Below are 18,496 nucleotides of genomic sequence, written 5' to 3'. Positions count from 1 at the left end.
AGGCAATAGCAAAATATCATGAAAAAAGAGAGCGGGCCGGCGAATGGGAAGTTCGCCGGCCCAGATTTACACTAGGAGCAAAGTTTATACTTTGCGGAGATAAAATATGTTTTTCGTGGCCTTTCATGTTGTCGCGGCCACGCTATAGTCTGATTTGCTTATACCGCTGCCAGCTTCTTTCCAAGCTCCTCGCAGGCTGTCTTTGCATCATCGTCCGGTGCATCCTGGCAGATAACACCCTCGCCGCCTACCACTGTAGCTCCGGCTGCTGTCATCCGCTCTACCCAGTCGCGCATCCACTCGCCATCGCCCCATCCGTATGAACCGAACAGACCGATTGTCTTGCCTGCCACGCAGCCCTCAAGCTCTGTGACAAACGGCTCCATCTCGCCCTCCTCAAGTACCTCTGCACCCATTGCAGGACATCCGAGTGCGAATGCTGTCTCTGATTTAAGCTCATCTATTGAAGCACTGCTTACGAATACGATTTCTGCTTCCTTTCCGGCATCTGTGACGCCCTTTGCAACTGCCTCTGCCATTGCTGCTGTATTGCCTGACTGTGACCAATAAACTACACTGATTTTGCTCATTTTAATTCCTCCTATACCGCTATCTGCTGCGGTTCTTCTTTATATATTTCCAGTATCAGCCTCATATCTATGTCCTCGGCCAATAGCTGTATGACACTTTCCTTCGCCTTTTCAAAATCCTCAAACATCTTCTTTTTGAGTGGTACGTTGCGGTACACCTTCCAGTATCCTGAATACAGGCAACCGCATCCGTTATGCTCTATAAAGCCTCTCACATCCTCTATCGGATATCCAAGCAAAAGCCCCATCTCATGTGGAAACTGCTTGTGTTCATCATTCAGATACGCTTCGTAGCGTTTTTTGAATCTAAGTAATATCTTGCCGAATGAAAAATCCTCATATCCCGCTTTCTTTAGTATGTCCAAAGCCTCTGAATTATTCAGATATGCTTCTAAGAGGCTCCTGCGGAATAAGAGGAAGGCGGTTTTCTCATTCCTTGCTGCAAGCCTGAAATGCGATATCCCGGAAGCCCTCAGAATCACTCTCATGGCACTCTCATCAGCGCTGTCTATCATGAGCATATTTGAAATTCTCGCTCCTGTAATTAGTGGGGCACACTGGAGGGCAAGCTGCATTTCCACGCTCTTTAAATCCATGCTCATAGCAATCTGAAATACTTCCTGGCACATTTTAGCTCCTTTCGTGTTAGTTGTCTCTAACCTGAGTTAAATATATCTTACTTATACTTATATGTCAAGTATTTTTTTGCCATTTTTACACTTTTTATTCTCAATTAATTGCAACAAAAAACACACTAAGAATCTTTAATTCTCAGTGTGCTTTCCTTATTGCCGTTCTTCTTTTTATACAATTCCTATAAAACCAGGCTTATGACACCTGCACTCTATACATATTTTTGCGGTCAATCGCTCCAATCTCTTCGAGCGTATTGATCATCCGATACACCGTAGCAGTCCCGATAGAGTGGTCTATCTTTGATGCCCGGTAATAAATCTCTTTGCAGCTTCCGCACTCGCCCTCGAGGATTACATCAAGCAAAATAAGTCTCTGCTTTGTAATCCTGCATCCGCTGTCCTTTAGCTTGCCAACGATTACCTCTTTTTGCTCTATTGCTTCTTTCGACATACATCCTCCTATCGTTACCGATGCCGGCAGATGCAGCTTAAGCGGCAGATGAGTTCTTTCCATGAAATGCCCATCCTGTGCTTCATACACATCATGCCGTGGATTAATGACAGCCCTTGCAATGGCTGCAGTCCATTCCACACTGCAGGCTTTTGCCTGCTTTCTTTGATTTGATTATTGTCCTGATTACAAGTGCAACTATCACTACGAGAATTGCAATTACAATGATATCAGCCAGCATGTCATCATCTCCTATTCACTACAAATGCTACTAATTATACTACTGTGTTATTTCTTTTCCTTGAAAAATCCTATTATTATCTTTACGGCAAGCCCCAGCAGGCATAGAAGAACTATGACTGCTATGAGGTCTGCTGTGTTAAATTCCAGATTGATTCTCATTTAAAAACCCGTTACACGTTTGATGCCGCAAATGAAGTGCTCTTTGCTGTTGCCTTATTAGGGTCTTTTCTGAACAATAAGTATAATACACCTGCAAGGAGTACAAATGCAACTACTGTCCAGAAGTTGAAGGCTACCTCACCTATGCAAAGTCCCACAATCTGGTAGAACATAAGTGTTACACAGTAAGCTGATACGTTCTGGAATATGATTGTAAACCAGAAGAACTTACGGTTGTTAAGCTCCTTTGCGGTTGTTGAGATAGCTGCAAGACATGGTGAGTCAAACAGGTTGAACAGCAAGAATGATACTGCTACCATTGTTGTTGGGAAGAATGCTGCAAACTGATCATGCATGCTTACTGCATACTCTTCTACCTCTCCAAGTCCTGCGAGTACACCCATTGTTGAAACGATACCCTCTTTTGCCACAAAGCCTGAGAGTGATGATGCAACTGCCTGCCATGTATTGAATCCAAGTGGTGCAAAGATAACTGCGATTGCAGATCCGATTACTGCGAGTAAGCTGTTTTCTGTGTCAACAAGTCCGAATGCGCCATCCTGGATGCCGAAGCTTGAAAGGAACCACATAACTGCACAGCAGAGGAAAAGGATTGTTCCGGCCTTCTTAATGAATGCCCATACTCTCTCCCATACGTGTAACAGCACACCCTTTACTGAAGGGATATGATACTGTGGAAGCTCCATTACGAACGGTGCAGGTTCTCCTGCAAATGCTCTTGTCTTCTTTAAAATGATACAGTAGATGATTGTGAGACCGATTCCTGTAAAGTACATAAGAGGTGCCATCCACCAGCAACCGTCACCCATGATAAAGCCTGCGATAAGTGCGATAACAGGAAGCTTTGCTCCACATGGGATATTTGTTACTGTCATCATTGTCATACGACGGTCTTTTTCGTTCTCGATAGTACGTGTTGCCATGATTCCGGGTACACCACATCCTGATCCGATGAGGAATGGGATGAAGGACTTTCCTGAGAGACCGAATCTACGGAAGATTCTGTCCATGATGAAAGCTACTCGTGCCATGTATCCGCAGTCCTCAAGGATTGAGAGGAATAAGAATACGATAGCCATCTGTGGTGCAAATCCGATAGGTGCACCAAGACCTCCGATGATACCGTCAACTACAAGTGATACGAGCCATTCAGAGCAGCCTGCATTTTCCATGAATGTCTGTACTGCCGGCTGAATCCACTCACCAAAGAGTGTGTCGTTTGTCCAATCTGTTACAATTCCACCAAGTGATGATACTGCAACATAATATACAGCCCACATAATGAGTGCGAAAATAGGCAGTGCCAAAAATCTGTTTGTAACAATCTTATCAATTTTGTCTGATACTGTCTCTTTTCCGGCGCGTGCCTTCTTTACACATGAGCCGATGATTGAAGATATGTACTGATATCTCTCGTTTGTGATGATACTCTCTGTGTCATCATCGTATTTGTCCTCGAGAGCTTTAATCTCTGCGTCTACGTTTGGAGCACTCTTTAATACCTCAGAAATCTTTGAGTCACGCTCTAAAAGCTTGATTGCAAAGAATCTCTTCTGATTCTCTGCTACTGCAAGACCAAGCTTATCCTCGATGCCTGCGATTGTGCTCTCCACATCATCTGCGAAGTGATGCACCCTCTGAACGGATTTACCTGACTTTGCAATCTGGATTGCCTTCTCTGCAGTCTCCTTGATTCCTGTCTTCTTTAAAGCTGAAATCTCAACAACCTCACAGCCAAGCTTCTCTCCAAGTGCTTTGATATTGATTTTATCTCCGTTTTTTCTTACAATGTCCATCATATTGACAGCCATAAGCACCGGAATACCAAGCTCGATAATCTGTGTTGTCAGATACAGATTACGCTCGATATTTGTTCCGTCCACGATATTGATAATCGCATCAGGCTGCTCTCCGATTAAGTAATTTCTTGCAACAACCTCCTCGAGAGTATATGGAGAAAGTGAGTAGATACCCGGTAAATCCACCAGGTCTACATCCTTGTGACCGATAAGCTTTCCCTCTTTTTTCTCAACTGTAACACCAGGCCAGTTACCAACATACTGATTGGCACCTGTTAAGGCATTGAACAGTGTTGTTTTTCCGCAGTTCGGGTTTCCTGCGAGAGCAATTTTTACTGTCATGTTTTAATCTCCTTATTTTTGTTTGCTCATTCTGCCTATAGTTTGTATTTACTAACCTATAGTCAAAAAAAATTTACTCTACTTCTATCATAGAGGCATCGTCCTTACGAAGTGATAGCTCATAGCCTCTCACTGTCACCTCTACCGGATCGCCAAGCGGTGCCACCTTGCGGATAAATATCTCAACACCCTTAGTAATTCCCATATCCATGATACGCCTCTTGACTGCACCCTGGCCTGTGAGCTTGACAACCTTGACTGTCTCGCCTACTTTGGCTTGCTTTAATGTCTTCATGCTGACTACTCCTTTTTAATTTTATTGTTGTTTAAAAATTTATATAAACGTTTGCATAATATCATATACAAAGTCGTTTAAATCTTAAATGATTACAGCTTATACAGCACATTGCTGCATGTGTTGTATGTGTTATATGTGTCATACATGCTATATCCATGCCTGTTACATTGTTATATCAGACCATGATCTTATTTGCCATGTCCTTGCCGATTGCTACTCTGGCGCCCTTTACATTGACTATCATATTGCCGGCTATCTCTGAGATGACAGTCACCTCTGTGCCTACTACAAAGCCCAGCTTCTCAAGGAAAGATCTCACCTCTTCCTTTCCGCCGATTTTCTTGATTATCTGTGCCTCCCCAGCACCACTCATTGATAATGGCATCATATTTACCTCTTTTCACGTCTTTTCTTCACGTCTTTAATGATAAAAAACATCATTTGGTACCTCTTACGGGTGTTAGTATACTCTAACGTGGCTTAGATGTCAATAATATTTTTTAGATTTTTCTTACTTTTTTCAGTTGTGGCTAATAGTGTGGGGGCCCAAGACTCGGCACCATCGGGCTTGCTCGCGGATTCTCACCAGCTTAGTACTCTCGCGTTCGCTACTAAGATACTGTACGAAATTATGCTTGTTAGGATTTTCTGCAATTTCAGCTTCTTTTTCACGCAATTTTTCTGGCTTATGGGCTGGGTTGGGGAGCTGTTTTGTGGATTTCTACGGTTTCAGCTACCTTTTTCTGGATTTTTTTCGGCTTTTGGGTTTGGTTGTACATTATGCTAATTTAGTCCTACTTAATAAATATACTTTTTTGACTGAATGTCGGTACGCGCGCCCCGGGCACCGGTGGCGCACACATACTCTCCTTCAGGCGCATAGCGAAACAGTTTAGATACTGTTAGAATTATGCCCACGAATCGAGTAGGAGGCGGTGACTAACCGCCGTCCTCTCACAGCACCGTACGTACCGTTCGGTATACGGCGCTTTCAATAGTTGACGTGCACAGACTGATAGGCTGTGGCTAAATCGTAAAAGCCACTGTTTATCAGTCTTTCTTTATTCAGCGCCCAAATCACAGCTTTGTTATTGCTGATATACCAATACTTTCTGCGACTGTTTGCTATTGTTGACGCATAGTGTTCTGGGATTCCAAGTTTGACTAGATTTTTATATTTCGTTCTAGGTTTCTTCCACTGTTTCCATATACACATGCATATTCTGTGATAGAGCCATCCGTTGATGTCATCTATGTTGCTCTTCATACTTGCAATTCCGTAGTAGTTAAGCCATCCCCTTGCATACACCTTGATTTTCTCAAGGCTTGGCTTGATTGACTGACATCGCTTACGGGAAGATAACTCCTTCAATCTGGACTTAAACTTCTTCCATGACTTCGAATGAACTCGGACATAAGTGCCTTTCCCGTTCCTTCCCAATGCAAAGCCAAGGAATTTAAAATTTCGGATTGCAAACACGCTGACAGTACGGCTCTTTTCTCGGTTGACTGTAAGTTTCAGCCTCTTCTCAAGATATTTTGTACTGCTTTCCAAGAGTCTCTCTGATGCTCGTCCGCTCTTTGCAAGAAGCACGATGTCATCTGCATATCTTATGCATGGAACACCTCTTTTCAGGAACTCCTGGTCGAACTCATTGAGGTAGACATTTGCCAGCAATGGTGATAGATTTCCACCTTGTGGTGAGCCTTCCTCTGTGTCAATGACCACTCCGTTTTCCATTACACCGCTTTTCAGATAGCGCTTTATCAACTGTACTACACGTTCATCTTTTACATTCTTTCGGAGAAGATTGATGAGAATTTCGTGATTAAGAGTATCGAAGTACTTTGACAAGTCAAGGACTACAGCGAATGTATAGCCTTGTTCTGCATACTCCTTAACCTTAAGTATTGCATCTTTTGCACTTCTGTTCGGACGATAGCCATAGCTACCATCTGCAAACAGCGGTTCATAGATTGGCACTAACTGTTGGGTTATTGCCTGTTGAAGTGTACGGTCTATCACTGTTGGTATGCCAAGCTTTCGCACACCACCATCTGGTTTGGGAATTTCAACTCGTCTTACTGGAGACGGAGTATACTTTCCACGATAAATGCGGTCAGTTATCTCTTGTTGATGTTCCTTTAGATATGGAAGAGCCTCTTCAATGGTCATGCCATCAATTCCCGGCGCTCCCTTGTTTGCCTTAACTCTCTTATACGCTCTGTTAAAGTTGTCTTTATACAGTATCGTTTCCAAAAGTCTCGGCTGTGCACTGTCTCTTTCTTTCCATATCCGATTGAATGACCTAGACGCTTTCACATACCCTTCATGTTCCGCATTATCTCTTTGCGAACAGCCATTGTTTTCAATGTTTTCTGCCATAGACGGTCATTCCTCCTTTCTCGGTCATACTCAAGACTCCTACTGATTCGGTCCTTCACCTCTCGGCTACTATGACCTCTGCTGACTTCTGTGCGTTCAGCATTGCTTTATGCAATGGTTACCTCTTTCAAGGCATACCGCACAGACCTCCCTAGGTACCACACGTTTCTTCCTCTCCATCCATCTGCCTCATTTATCATGCATGATTCCGTGTAGTTATCGGGCTTCAACATGGCTTGCTGCCTTACCCACATGCATGACCTCATATGAGATTTCTGTTCGTCAGACCAGAGATTTGCCCGTGAGTTAGTATATTCCTCACATCCAGCTTCCTTCAGATTCCATCTCACGATGGACACCCTTGCTTTCGGCTATATCCTTCCCACTACCGGGCGGATTCGGGACTTTAACCCGTTAGAAACGTGCGCCGCTAGGCGCACAACGCAGAAACGCTCCTGCAAGGACGCAGGAGCGAGGAGAACCGCGCCATGGACGGCGCGTTTCGACGGTTTCGTCAAGCATAGAAACCCTAAAAAGCATAATTCATACAGTATCTTAACTGTAAAGCGTAGCCTGCAGGAAAGTACGTGTGCGACACCTAGTGCCCGGGGCGCGCGTACCGACCTCAGTCAAAAAAGTATATTATAATATTATATTACGTAAAACCAGCTCGAATCCGTCTCCATCTCGCTGGCCACAAGCTCCTTTCGCTCTCCTGTTCTGATGGAAAGCTCCTGGTTTTTGATGCTCACACGAGCCCCCGGCTCGATAGATGAGGTAATAAATGCATTACTTCCGATGACAGCACCTCTTCCGATGACAGTCTCACCACCAAGTATCGAAGCTCCTGCATAGATGATGACATTATCCTCAATAGTAGGATGTCTCTTCACTCCCTTTAGCTTCTGACCACCTCTGGTAGAAAGTGCTCCGATAGTCACACCCTGATATACCTTGACATTGTCACCGATAATAGTAGTCTCACCGACCACGATGCCTGTTCCGTGGTCTATAAAGAAATTCTTGCCAATAGTGGCACCCGGATGGATATCAATACCGGTCTTGCTGTGTGCATGCTCTGTCATCATACGCGGGATGAGCGGTACTCCAAGCAGATGAAGCTCGTGGGCTATACGGTTTGTAGTGATTGCAAGCAGTCCCGGATAGCAAAGGATAATCTCATTGTAATTGTAGGCTGCAGGGTCTCCGTCAAAAAACGCAGCCACATCAGTCTCCACCAAAGCTCTGATTTTTGGAATCCTTTTAAAGAAATCATTGCTGATTTTCTCAGACATATTGACAAGCTCGTGATGTGATAAGCTCCTGTATTTAGGATTCTGCGGCAAGGCAAGCACCACCTGCTTGCGCAGATTGTACATAATATCCTCCAAAAGAACAGCAATCTGGCTGTCCAGGTTGTAATATCTGAAGCTCGTGCCCTTGAAATAGCCCGGATACATTATCTTAATAAGCTTTGAGAGCAGATCACAAACAGCCTCCTTGTCCGGCTGTGAAAAAAGTGCCTGCTGATTTATGATTTTGTCATCATGATAATCGTCAAGTATCTGTGATACAAGCCCTTCTATCATTTCTTTATTATTATCCATATATTCGAAGCCTCCGAATTTACTATTTATAATATTTTTTTGCCTCCATACGCTCCTCCCATGTGCGGTTTATTATACCGCCTATGAAAAGCACATACATGCAACCATATAACCATACCATTATAAGCGCAATAGTGGTCATTGTGCCATAAAATGAAGAATAATTATTGTATTTATCCACGTACACAGAAAAGATTCCCGAAAAAATCATCCATGCAGCAGCCGCAAATACCGCTCCCGGCAACTGGTACTTTGCCCTACGCTTCTTGTTTGGCAGAAACACATAAATCACCCAGAAAAATAAAATAAGCACCGGCAGGCAGATTACCAGACGATAATCGACCACACTGCCTATTATACTTCCAATTATATGATGAACATTCGAAAAATACATCTTCCTGAGCATATTTCCAAACACCATGACACCCAATAAAAAAATGAGCGCCAGTGCAAAAACGATACTGTAAAGCACCGAATATATGCGCCGCAAAATAAAATTTCTGTTTTCCTTCACATGGTACATATCGTCAAGCCCAAGCTGAAACGAAATAAAAGCCTTTGAGCTTAAGTACACGGCTGTAATCATCGTAATAGAAAGCCTGCCTGTGCCGCTGGCATACACCTCACTGGCCAGATCCTTCATGATGTCACCAAACGACTCCGGAATAAACGAACTCGCCCACATCAAAAAATCAGCCTCTGTAAGCGGTGTCCAGCTCAGCAGTGAAAAGAAAAACAATAAAAACGGGAAAAACGACAGCATCAAAAAGAAGGCTGCCTGCCCTGCGTATGCAGAAATAGAGCTCTCTGAAAAATTAGTCACAAAATCAAAGGCTGTCACAATGATATCCCATCTTCTGCTGTATTTCCTCGCACTTTTTCCTTCGATGTTAGATTCTTTACAATCACCACCTACGGCCTTACGTTTCTCCGTTTTGATTTCCGGTGTTTTACTACCTAAATCCGTTCTACTTTGCTTTGTCATCTGCCTTCTTCTGGAATTTCTCCTCAAATACTATAAAACGCTCATGAGTACCCTCACCAATGAGTCCTGCCTCATCAAAAGCCTTTACAGAAAAAGTGAGCGCTCTACCATCCACCTTTACAAGCTCCGACTCACAAGTCACCTTCATGCCAACCGGTGTAGCCGAAACATGCTTAATATCAAGCGCAGTACCAACAGTACCACTTCCCTCCTCAAGCTCAGGCGCAACACTCTCAAAAGCTGTATTTTCCATCAGCGCAATCATAGCCGGAGTAGCAAACACATCCATCGTACCGCTTCCCATAGCCTTCGCTGTCTTATCCAAAGTCACTGTAATCTCTTTCTTACCTTTAATACCTGTCTGTAACATATCAGTCTCCTTATATCTATATTATAAAATAAATCCTAGCATTTTTACGCCACAATGTCCAGTGAAAAATAAGTTTATAAACTTTTCACAATTCCAAAAATACCCAATTCATGCGGTTTTCTGTCGTTTTGTTAGCACTCACTATTTTTGAGTGCTAATTTTCTATTGACTTTTCCGATAATGCGAACTATTATTTTATTATGCTTATAAAACAAGCTGATTTACTGCAAATATTAAATGACCTACACTCGCGGAAATAAGCTAAATTTGCGGGTAGCAGACAGTTGTTCCGAAGATAAAATATGAACTGCCATAGGGTTCCATTACCGGACAAAGCGGCGCAACCAAAATCATGCCACAAACTATCCATACAAAATCCTGTGGCTGACTTCATATTTTCTCTGAGGAATTATTGGCTGATACATCGCAACCTCATAGCCCATAGCCGCGGTGTAAAACATTTAACTTAATCTACATTCGCGGAAATAAGCTAACATTGCGGGTAACAGACAGTTGTTCCGAAGATAAAATATGAACTGCCACAGGGTTCCATTACCGGACAAGGCGGCACAACCAAAATCATGCCACAAACTATCCATACAAAATCCTGTGGCTGACTTCATATTTTCTCTGAGGAATTATTGGCTGCTACACCGCAACTTCACAGCTCATAACCGCGGCGTAAATGTAAAATAAAAAACAAGGAGTGTGTAAAAATGACAGAAAAACACGGCAATCTTTCAATTGACAGCGACAACCTGTTCCCTATTATAAAGAAATGGTTATATTCAGACCACGATATCTTCTATCGTGAGCTCATCTCAAACGGCTGCGATGCCATCACTAAGCTCAAAAAGCTCGACATGATGGGTGAATATTCCCTTCCTGCAGACTACAAGGGCAAGATTCAGGTGCTCGTAAACCCTGACGAAAAGACAATAAAGATTATAGATAACGGTCTTGGTATGACAGCTGATGAGGTTGAGGAATACATAAGCCGTATCGCTTTTTCAGGTGCTACAGACTTCATCGAGAAATACAAGGACAAGTCAAACGATGACCAGATTATCGGTCATTTCGGTCTCGGCTTCTACTCAGCATTCATGGTAGCCGACGAGGTAACAATCGATACTCTCTCTTATAAAGAAGGCTCTACACCTGTACACTGGTCATGTGACGGTGGCACAGAGTACAACATGGAGGATGGCGACATGGACGACGTCGGAACAGAGATTACTCTCTACTTAAACGACGACTGTCTTGAGTTCGCAAACGAGTACCGCGCACGTGAGGTCATCGAGAAGTACTGTTCTTTCATGCCTACTGAGATTTACCTTGCAAAGGAAAATGCTCCTGAGGAGTACGAGACAATAGACAAGGCCGACAAGCGTGACACTGACACTGTCATCGAGGAAATCCATGAAGACGCCAAGTACGAGGAAAAAGAAAATGACAAGGGCGAGAAGGAGCAGGTAGAGGTATCTCCTGCAAAGGATCAGCTCAAAATCGTTAAGCGCCCTGTTCCGCTCAATGATACAACCCCACTCTGGATCAAGAGCCCGAATGAGTGTACCGACGAGGAATACAAGGAGTTTTACAGAAAGGTATTCTTAGACTACAAGGAGCCTCTTTTCTGGATTCACCTGAATATGGACTATCCTTTCAACTTAAAGGGTATCCTCTACTTCCCTAAGATCAACACAGAGTACGACTCAATCGAGGGAACTATTAAGCTTTACAACAACCAGGTATTTATCGCAGACAATATCAAAGAGGTCATTCCTGAGTTTTTGATGCTCCTTAAGGGTGTTATCGATTGTCCTGATTTACCGCTTAACGTATCACGTTCTGCTCTCCAGAATGATGGCTTCGTAAAGAAGATTTCTGAGTACATCACCAAGAAAGTAGCTGACAAGCTCATCGGTATGTGCAAGACAGATAAGGAAGCCTATGAGAAATACTGGGATGACATCAGCCCATTCATCAAGTTTGGCTGCTTAAAGGACGAGAAGTTCTGTGACAAGATAAACGACTATATTCTTTTCAAGGACATCAATGACAAGTATCAGACTCTTCCGGAGCTGCTCGCACCTGTTGCGGAAGATGAAAAATCAGATGCAGAAAGTGCCGATGCTTCTGATGATACAAAGAAAGCTGACAATACTGATGCAAATGCCTCTGATGAAAACAAGGAGCCTGAGAAGAATACAGTTTACTATGTCACAGATGTAGTACAGCAGGGTCAGTATATCAAGCTGTTCAAGGAGCAGGGAATGAACGCTGTTATCCTTGACCACAATATCGATACCTCATTCATCACACAGCTTGAGCAGAGAAATGACCACTACAAGTTCATGAGAATAGATGCAGACCTCACAGAGTCTCTCAAGGATGAATCCGGTGCAGACCTCACAGAGGCAACCACTACTCTCTCAGAGGTATTCAAAAAGGCTTTGAACAACGATAAGCTTACTGTAAAGGTAGAAAACCTTAAGAACGCAGATGTAGCATCTGTGCTCACACTCTCAGAGCAGGGCAGACGTATGCAGGATATGATGAAGATGTACGCAGCCGGAGGCATGGGTGGAATGGATCCAAGCATGTTTGCCGCTGACCAGACACTCACATTAAATGCCAACAACGAGCTTGTGAAGTACATCTTAGACAATAAGGATTCTGAGCACGTTCCAATGTTTGCTGAGCAGCTTTACGATCTTGCAATGCTTTCTAACCAGCCGCTTTCAGTTGACCAGATGACTAAATTTGTAAAGAGAAGTAATGATATCATGCTTCTTCTCACAAAGTAATCCAACAAAGTAATTTTACTGTTAACATCTCATAAAAAAGCTGTACACTATGCAGGTTTCATAGACCTGCATATGTACAGCTTTTTATTAATTATTTGTATTCGTTCTATTATTATACGTTATTATTTATGCCATTTTATGTGACACTTCTTTAGCTTTATTTAGTCATCTCGCTCTTACCGGCTCTCTTAAACAAAAAGTTTACAAACACAGCCGATACCACCCCAAGCACTGCTCCGGCCAGGACATCCGTTGGGAAATGCATGAAGTTGTACATGCGCGAAAACGCTATAAGTACCGCAAGTACAATCGCCGGTATTCCCATTCTTTTGTCTATAAACATAAGTGTCACTGCCGCTGTTATGCCGTTTAACGTGTGTCCCGAAGGAAATGATGAGTCAAACGGTATCTTTACAATAAGACTGACTGTCTTATCTATCTGACATGGTCTCAATCTGTCGACCATATTTTTTATTATCAGATTGCCCACTATAAAGCTCAAAAGCTCTGCCGAAAGCATCTGCATACCTCCACGACGGTATTTTTTTGAAATACAAAGCACTACACCTATCACAATCCACAATACGCCTGCATTTCCGATGGTGGATAAAAACGCCATTAGCTTGTCTAAAAACGGTGTTCTGATGCTCTGAATTGCATATAGGATGTCAAATTCCCAGTCCATATTATATGCTCCTGTCTATTATTAATTATTATCGGCCTGTTCAATTGTCGGCCTGAAAGTATTTATTGTACACAGTAAAAAAGGAGCTTGTTTTCACATCCTTTTCATCCTTTATACTGATTGAATCCCACAGGTCATTGTTTAAACTAAAGCCTGCTTTTTTTACAAAGTGCTCGTAGTCATCATTAAACTGCTCCTGTTGTCTCTTTTGCAGTATAGTGACCTTGTTCTGCTCTGTTTTTTCCCGGTCCAGCTTGGATATACACTTGATGAAATAGTAGCCGTCATCTGTGCTTATCATATCAGATGTCTCTCCATCGCCAAGCTCAAATGCTACAGCCTCAACCTCCTGTGGCAGAGTGCCCTTTGCCGCATACAGCTCTGTCTGGCTGTCCTCACTGCTGCCTGATGCAACTGCTGCAAAATCTTCCTTTGACAAAAGCTTCTGGCTCACAGCATCTGCGCTCTCCTTGCTCTTTACAAAGATTTTCTGTATATGGATAACTCTTGCATCCTCATCACTCACCTCTGTATCAACGCCCTTCGATAGAGAATTGTACAGCTTTTGCGCAATCGCATAATGCTCATATGCGCTCTCAATGTCTGATAAATCAGCCTTTGTGAATTTCTTTTCAGCTTCGTTTAATGAGTCATAGTATTCCTTCGCAGCCTTTGACACACTACTCTTCTCCTTGTCTGTAAGTGTAATCTTCTTCTGCTTTGCAATTGAAACCATGCAGTATATGCGCGTCAGCTCATCAACAGTGACATCCCTGATATATTTTTCCACGTTCGACGCATCATCTGTCTCGAGCAGGTTTACATCATACATAGTGCCATACAGATTTTTGTAATTGGCTAAATATATGAGTGCCTCCGTCTTATCGCACTTCATATTGTCCACGGAAAAAACTGTATGGCTGTTCGTGGTATTTATATCAAGCACTATCTCCTTGCCGCCAATACTGCAGCCGGTGAGAAGTGTCGCTGATGCAAGCAGCATACACATCGTTTTCTTAAAATACTTCATACCTGCTATCCTTCCACAACAAGGAATCTGCCGTCCGCAATGGCAAAGACCTCACTCTGGTCCATAAGCTCATCATCTGACATGCCCGAAATATCTGAGCCTGCCTCATCAAAATAATCTCTTACTTCTTTTATATTCTTACATACCACAGCCATGCAGTCCTCTAAAAATTCCTCTGCAGCCTCCGGAGTATCTGCGACCTCCTCACTAAAAAGCTGTGTCTGTTTCTTTAAAAATGTGTCTAAAACCTCGTCGTCGTACTCGTACATATCGTATTCCTCCATGTAAATTATCTCTTTTCTTTGGCCTTATATACAGCTGTTCATACAGCAATTATGTCTGATATATTAATAGATTGTATATTTTTGTACCGCCTGTTAGACATTATATAATAGATTGCTGTGACATGCCACTATTTTTTATATTCACAACAGGTAACAATTGTCTGCTGTAAACGGAATGAATATATGAGCCTCTCATCCGCCTGTATGCTTTTCCCATCTGTAGAAAAAATCCTTCCAAGTGCATCAGCATACAGTTTTAACTGTGTGCTGTATCTGTCGATAAGCTCTTTAGCAGCATTTACCCTGTCTGTCTTATAATCAAGCAGCACTATTTTATCATTCTCCAGCCAGAAAACATCAATAATTCCCTGAACCAACACACCCTCATAGTCCATCACAAAAGGCTTCTCTTTATACAAATCGCCTCTCTTATCCGCCTGTGCCATACGCGCTGCCACATCTGATGATATAAACTGCTCTATAAGCTTTGGTCTGGTCAGCCTGTACATGTCATCTGTGATAAGCCTCTTTTCTAGCATTTCATCCATGCTTTTCTTCACAAATGCACTGACTGCCACATGATCTTTTGTATCTATATCACACAGGCTCTTGAAATCCAGACACTCCATGACACGGTGCACTGCAGTTCCGCGCAGCGCTCCCTGATTCACACCTGCTGCATTTTTAGGCTCTTTGCTTTCATTAGAAGCACCGCCTGCCTCATCATCCCTCGCAAAGTCCGGCACATACGTCTCCTTCTCCTCCAATAAGAACTTAGGACGCTCTGCCTCCCTCTCTGTGCTGTCGTACTTTTCAACCATAGAGTCATGCTTCAGCTCAGATACAGAATATTTGCTTTTTTTAGTTATATCAGAAGCATATACATACTCAAAATCAAATTCCTCTGCGAGCTCTTTGGCTTTTGTTTCATCCGCTGCACTTATGTGCCCAATAAGCTGCGCTTTTGATATATCGTTTGCCGCCATATCCATCGCAGTTCGTGCAGCGAACTCTGTTGCATCGACTGTGGATACCGTATACTTATCCGGGTACGACAGCATGGCAGGTATAATCCAGTCCAGGTAACACCCTGCTCCCTCCCTTTGTCCAAAGCTTATTGGCTGGTTCGCATTTACATTGCCTCTATACTTCTCAAAGGATTTTTGGGCATTTGAAAGTCCCCCTGTCAGGATAATCTTTTCCTTCGCCCTGGTGAGTGCTACATACAGCACACGCAGCTCCTCTCCCAGATTTTCCCTTTTAATGCGGCTCTCTATCTCATTTCTTATCAGTGATGGTCGCTTTGTCCTTGGGCTTTTTGTTTTTTCCACAAGACCAAGCCCAAGCTTTTCATGTATCACAAGGTCTGATTTTGTGTCCTGCGTGTTAAAGCTCTTGCCAAGCCCAGAAACAAACACTACAGGAAACTCAAGACCCTTGCTCTTATGGATTGTCATAATGCGCACCACATCGTCATTCTCGCCTGCGGTATCGGCCTCTCCATAGTCTATCTCATATTTCTGCTGTATATCTATGTACCTGACAAAGTGAAACAGCCCCTTGTAGCTGGTCTTTTCATAGGCTGCGGCCATCTCAATCAGCATATCTATATTCTGTCTGCGCCGTTTTCCTGCCGGCATGGCCGATGCATACCTGTAAAAGCCTGTCTCATCAAGCATCATGTACAAAAGCTCATGGATTGGCGTATCAGCTACAGCACCTCTTAGTCTCTCAAATACCAAAGCGAAGGCTTTAAGCTTCTCGTCCTCATAGCCATCCTCACCTGCCATGGCGCTAAGTGCAGCCTGTGCAAAGCTTACCCCCTTAAAGGCAGACCTGATCTGTGCCAGCTCCTCATCATCCATGCCCACGATAGGCGAGGCAAGCACTGCTGCCATCGGAATATCCTGCAGCGGATTATCGAGTATGCGAAGCATCGACAGAATAACCTGTATCTCATACGATGAAAAGTAGCCTGTATTCGACTCTACATGCGCCGGAATATCACAGTCCTTTAATACTGCTGCCACTGTATTGCCCCAGGTTGCAACACTTCTCGAAAGTATCACTATATCCCTGTACTGCACGGCTCTTAGCTGCCCTGTCTTTTTATCGGTCACCATGCCGTTTTCCATCAGACTCCTGATACGGTTTGCAATCAAAAGTGCCTCTATCTGCACCTTATCTCCATCCTCATCCTCTATAATTTCAGACAGATCCTCATCCTTATAGTCAACAAGCAAAAGCTCAGGACGCATCGTCTCCTTTGGATAGCTTGCACCGGGATACAGTGCCGCATCGTCATCATACTGCACATTGCCCAAATCTGCTGCCATGATTTTGTAGAATATGTCGTTAGTAAAGTCTAACACCTCATTCCTGCTTCTGAAATTTTTATGCAGGTCTATTCTCTGGTGTGCACTGTCATCTGATGTATATGTGTTGTATTTTTCCATAAACAGCTCAGGACGTGCCATTCGAAACCTGTATATGCTCTGCTTTACATCGCCAACCATAAACATGTTGCCGACTCCCTGGTGCTCTCTTGAAATAGCGGTAAGTATATCCTCCTGCACCTGGTTTGAGTCCTGATACTCGTCAATCATGATTTCCTCAAAATGTTTTGAAAACTCACGCGCTGTCTCTGTGGGCTCCAGTGTCTGTTCATCCACCAGTATACGAAGCGCAAAGTGCTCTATATCAGAAAAATCAAATACTCTTTTTTTTATCTTTACAGCCTCCATCGCATCATAAAACTCGAGTGAGAGCCTTATCAGCTCTTTAACAAATGGCCTTTGACGCTCCAGCTGCTCATACATAAGCTCAATTGACATGCCAAAGTATTTCTGCTTTATTCCGTCTACCTTCTTCTTGGCAGCATCGCGCATGCTTTTCACGCGCTCCTTTTTCTTCTCGTCTCCGTCAAATTTCCTGATGGCAGCAATTCTGCCAAAGGATATTTTGTTTAAGAACTCCTGCATGCCGACATAGCCTGTCACATCAGCCATTCCATCAAACAATGCTATATCCTCTGAAAGTGTAAGCGCATACTTTTCAAGCCCGGGTGTAGCTGATGCCAGGTCTTTCGCCATTGTAAGCTCCTGAACAGCCTCCTCCAAAAGCACCCTGCTGTAATCCACTATCTCCTTAATGATTTCTGAGTCCTCAAGCTGTTTAGCTGACTTTATATCATAGAGCCTTAGGAGTCTGTTCATCCACTTTCTCGGCCATGATGAGCTGCCCGCCTTATAGTAGATATCCTCCACCATCTGCCTGACGGCAGAGTCATTTCTCCCCTTGCTGTAGGTATCTATAAGATTGATAAATGCCTCGTTGTCTTCTCTTGCATAATTGTCCTCAAATACCTGTGCCAAAGCATCCTTTAGCATAAGCTTAAGCTCTGCCTGATCACCGATTCTGAAATCAGGATCCAGATTAAGCTGTGCGAAATTATTCTGCACCACAAACAGACAAAACGAATCGATTGTAGTGATAAGCGCATTGTGAACCAGTGTCGACTGCCTCTGCAGATTCTCATCATCCGGCTTTTGCTCCTTCAAGCTGTCTATCGCACAGCTGACACGCTCCCTCATCTCAGCAGCTGCAGCCTTGGTAAACGTCACCACAAGCATCCTGTCGATATCCACCGGCGGATTATCCACACATATTCTGTTTACTATACGCTCAACGAGTACAGCTGTCTTTCCTGAGCCCGCTGCCGCCGATACAAGTATATCCCTGTCTCTTAAATCTATAACCTTTTTCTGTTCACTGGTCCATTTAACATCCATATTATGTCTCCCG

15 protein-coding genes and 1 pseudogene are annotated in these 18,496 nt (G+C 43.4%); 1 reads left to right on the top strand and 15 read right to left on the bottom strand.

The features are described from left to right. Positions 1-158 precede the first annotated feature (158 nt). From EUBREC_RS07100 to EUBREC_RS07045, 11 genes and pseudogenes are all read right to left on the bottom strand, one after another. On the bottom strand, positions 159-590 hold the full coding sequence (locus tag EUBREC_RS07100; protein WP_012742430.1) for a flavodoxin: 432 nt from the start codon (positions 588-590) through the stop codon (positions 159-161). Positions 591-601: 11 nt separating this feature from the next. After that, positions 602-1,219: a DUF3793 family protein gene (locus EUBREC_RS07095; protein WP_012742429.1), complete on the bottom strand. Its 618-nt coding sequence runs from the start codon at positions 1,217-1,219 to the stop codon at positions 602-604. Between the two features lie 211 nt (positions 1,220-1,430). Then, positions 1,431-1,676 (bottom strand): annotated as a pseudogene (locus EUBREC_RS07090) (transcriptional repressor); the annotation flags it as partial. A gap of 103 nt (positions 1,677-1,779) precedes the next feature. Further along, complete coding sequence (locus EUBREC_RS07085) at positions 1,780-1,917, bottom strand: FeoB-associated Cys-rich membrane protein (RefSeq protein ID WP_012742427.1); 138 nt, start codon at positions 1,915-1,917, stop codon at positions 1,780-1,782. 172 nt (positions 1,918-2,089) lie between these two features. Further along, positions 2,090-4,240, bottom strand: a complete 2,151-nt coding sequence (gene feoB / locus EUBREC_RS07080) for a ferrous iron transport protein B (protein WP_012742426.1) — start codon at positions 4,238-4,240, stop codon at positions 2,090-2,092. Between the two features lie 73 nt (positions 4,241-4,313). Further along, positions 4,314-4,535, bottom strand: a complete 222-nt coding sequence (locus EUBREC_RS07075) for a FeoA family protein (RefSeq protein WP_012742425.1) — start codon at positions 4,533-4,535, stop codon at positions 4,314-4,316. Positions 4,536-4,713: 178 nt separating this feature from the next. Next, positions 4,714-4,926, bottom strand: coding sequence for a FeoA family protein (locus EUBREC_RS07070; RefSeq protein ID WP_012742424.1), 213 nt, complete (start codon positions 4,924-4,926; stop codon positions 4,714-4,716). Between the two features lie 603 nt (positions 4,927-5,529). Beyond that, positions 5,530-6,924 (bottom strand): group II intron reverse transcriptase/maturase, encoded by a 1,395-nt coding sequence (ltrA, locus tag EUBREC_RS07065; RefSeq protein ID WP_012742422.1) that lies wholly within the window; start codon positions 6,922-6,924, stop codon positions 5,530-5,532. 650 nt (positions 6,925-7,574) lie between these two features. Continuing rightward, positions 7,575-8,531 carry a serine O-acetyltransferase gene (locus EUBREC_RS07055; RefSeq protein ID WP_012742420.1) on the bottom strand — a complete coding sequence of 319 codons (957 nt, stop codon included), beginning with the start codon at positions 8,529-8,531 and terminating at the stop codon, positions 7,575-7,577. Positions 8,532-8,553: 22 nt separating this feature from the next. Then, positions 8,554-9,516, bottom strand: a complete 963-nt coding sequence (locus EUBREC_RS07050; protein WP_012742419.1) for a YihY/virulence factor BrkB family protein — start codon at positions 9,514-9,516, stop codon at positions 8,554-8,556. Beyond that, positions 9,500-9,886, bottom strand: coding sequence for a thioesterase family protein (locus EUBREC_RS07045; protein WP_012742418.1), 387 nt, complete (start codon positions 9,884-9,886; stop codon positions 9,500-9,502). The genes EUBREC_RS07050 and EUBREC_RS07045 overlap by 17 nt, the downstream gene beginning before the upstream one ends. Before the next feature lie 716 nt (positions 9,887-10,602). Here EUBREC_RS07045 and htpG point away from each other — a divergent pair. Further along, on the top strand, positions 10,603-12,693 hold the full coding sequence (gene htpG / locus EUBREC_RS07040; protein ID WP_012742416.1) for a molecular chaperone HtpG: 2,091 nt from the start codon (positions 10,603-10,605) through the stop codon (positions 12,691-12,693). A 157-nt stretch (positions 12,694-12,850) separates the two neighbouring features. On the opposite strand, the gene EUBREC_RS07035 is transcribed toward htpG, so the two are convergent. The 4 genes from EUBREC_RS07035 to addA form a co-directional block, all read right to left on the bottom strand. Continuing rightward, positions 12,851-13,378 carry a phosphatase PAP2 family protein gene (locus EUBREC_RS07035; protein WP_012742415.1) on the bottom strand — a complete coding sequence of 176 codons (528 nt, stop codon included), beginning with the start codon at positions 13,376-13,378 and terminating at the stop codon, positions 12,851-12,853. Between the two features lie 40 nt (positions 13,379-13,418). Continuing rightward, complete coding sequence (locus EUBREC_RS07030) at positions 13,419-14,408, bottom strand: peptidylprolyl isomerase (protein ID WP_012742414.1); 990 nt, start codon at positions 14,406-14,408, stop codon at positions 13,419-13,421. Between the two features lie 5 nt (positions 14,409-14,413). Next, on the bottom strand, positions 14,414-14,692 hold the full coding sequence (locus tag EUBREC_RS07025) for a hypothetical protein (RefSeq protein WP_012742413.1): 279 nt from the start codon (positions 14,690-14,692) through the stop codon (positions 14,414-14,416). A gap of 128 nt (positions 14,693-14,820) precedes the next feature. Next, positions 14,821-18,483, bottom strand: coding sequence for a helicase-exonuclease AddAB subunit AddA (gene addA, locus EUBREC_RS07020; protein WP_012742412.1), 3,663 nt, complete (start codon positions 18,481-18,483; stop codon positions 14,821-14,823). Between the last annotated feature and the right edge of the window lie 13 nt (positions 18,484-18,496).

The organism is Agathobacter rectalis ATCC 33656 (assembly GCF_000020605.1).
GTDB lineage: Bacteria > Bacillota > Clostridia > Lachnospirales > Lachnospiraceae > Roseburia > Roseburia rectalis.
This window is presented reverse-complemented; position numbering and strand designations above follow the sequence as displayed.

Excerpts from the sequence above, each read along its gene's own strand:
- EUBREC_RS07100 (WP_012742430.1), bottom strand. The coding sequence starts at position 590 with ATGAGCAAAATCAGTGTAGTTTATTGGTCACAGTCAGGCAATACAGCA.
- EUBREC_RS07095 (WP_012742429.1), bottom strand. The coding sequence starts at position 1,219 with ATGTGCCAGGAAGTATTTCAGATTGCTATGAGCATGGATTTAAAGAGC.
- EUBREC_RS07085 (WP_012742427.1), bottom strand. The coding sequence starts at position 1,917 with ATGCTGGCTGATATCATTGTAATTGCAATTCTCGTAGTGATAGTTGCA.
- feoB (WP_012742426.1), bottom strand. The coding sequence starts at position 4,240 with ATGACAGTAAAAATTGCTCTCGCAGGAAACCCGAACTGCGGAAAAACA.
- EUBREC_RS07075 (WP_012742425.1), bottom strand. The coding sequence starts at position 4,535 with ATGAAGACATTAAAGCAAGCCAAAGTAGGCGAGACAGTCAAGGTTGTC.
- EUBREC_RS07070 (WP_012742424.1), bottom strand. The coding sequence starts at position 4,926 with ATGATGCCATTATCAATGAGTGGTGCTGGGGAGGCACAGATAATCAAG.
- ltrA (WP_012742422.1), bottom strand. The coding sequence starts at position 6,924 with ATGGCAGAAAACATTGAAAACAATGGCTGTTCGCAAAGAGATAATGCG.
- EUBREC_RS07055 (WP_012742420.1), bottom strand. The coding sequence starts at position 8,531 with ATGGATAATAATAAAGAAATGATAGAAGGGCTTGTATCACAGATACTT.
- EUBREC_RS07050 (WP_012742419.1), bottom strand. The coding sequence starts at position 9,516 with ATGACAAAGCAAAGTAGAACGGATTTAGGTAGTAAAACACCGGAAATC.
- EUBREC_RS07045 (WP_012742418.1), bottom strand. The coding sequence starts at position 9,886 with ATGTTACAGACAGGTATTAAAGGTAAGAAAGAGATTACAGTGACTTTG.
- htpG (WP_012742416.1), top strand. The coding sequence starts at position 10,603 with ATGACAGAAAAACACGGCAATCTTTCAATTGACAGCGACAACCTGTTC.
- EUBREC_RS07035 (WP_012742415.1), bottom strand. The coding sequence starts at position 13,378 with ATGGACTGGGAATTTGACATCCTATATGCAATTCAGAGCATCAGAACA.
- EUBREC_RS07030 (WP_012742414.1), bottom strand. The coding sequence starts at position 14,408 with ATGAAGTATTTTAAGAAAACGATGTGTATGCTGCTTGCATCAGCGACA.
- EUBREC_RS07025 (WP_012742413.1), bottom strand. The coding sequence starts at position 14,692 with ATGGAGGAATACGATATGTACGAGTACGACGACGAGGTTTTAGACACA.
- addA (WP_012742412.1), bottom strand. The coding sequence starts at position 18,483 with ATGGATGTTAAATGGACCAGTGAACAGAAAAAGGTTATAGATTTAAGA.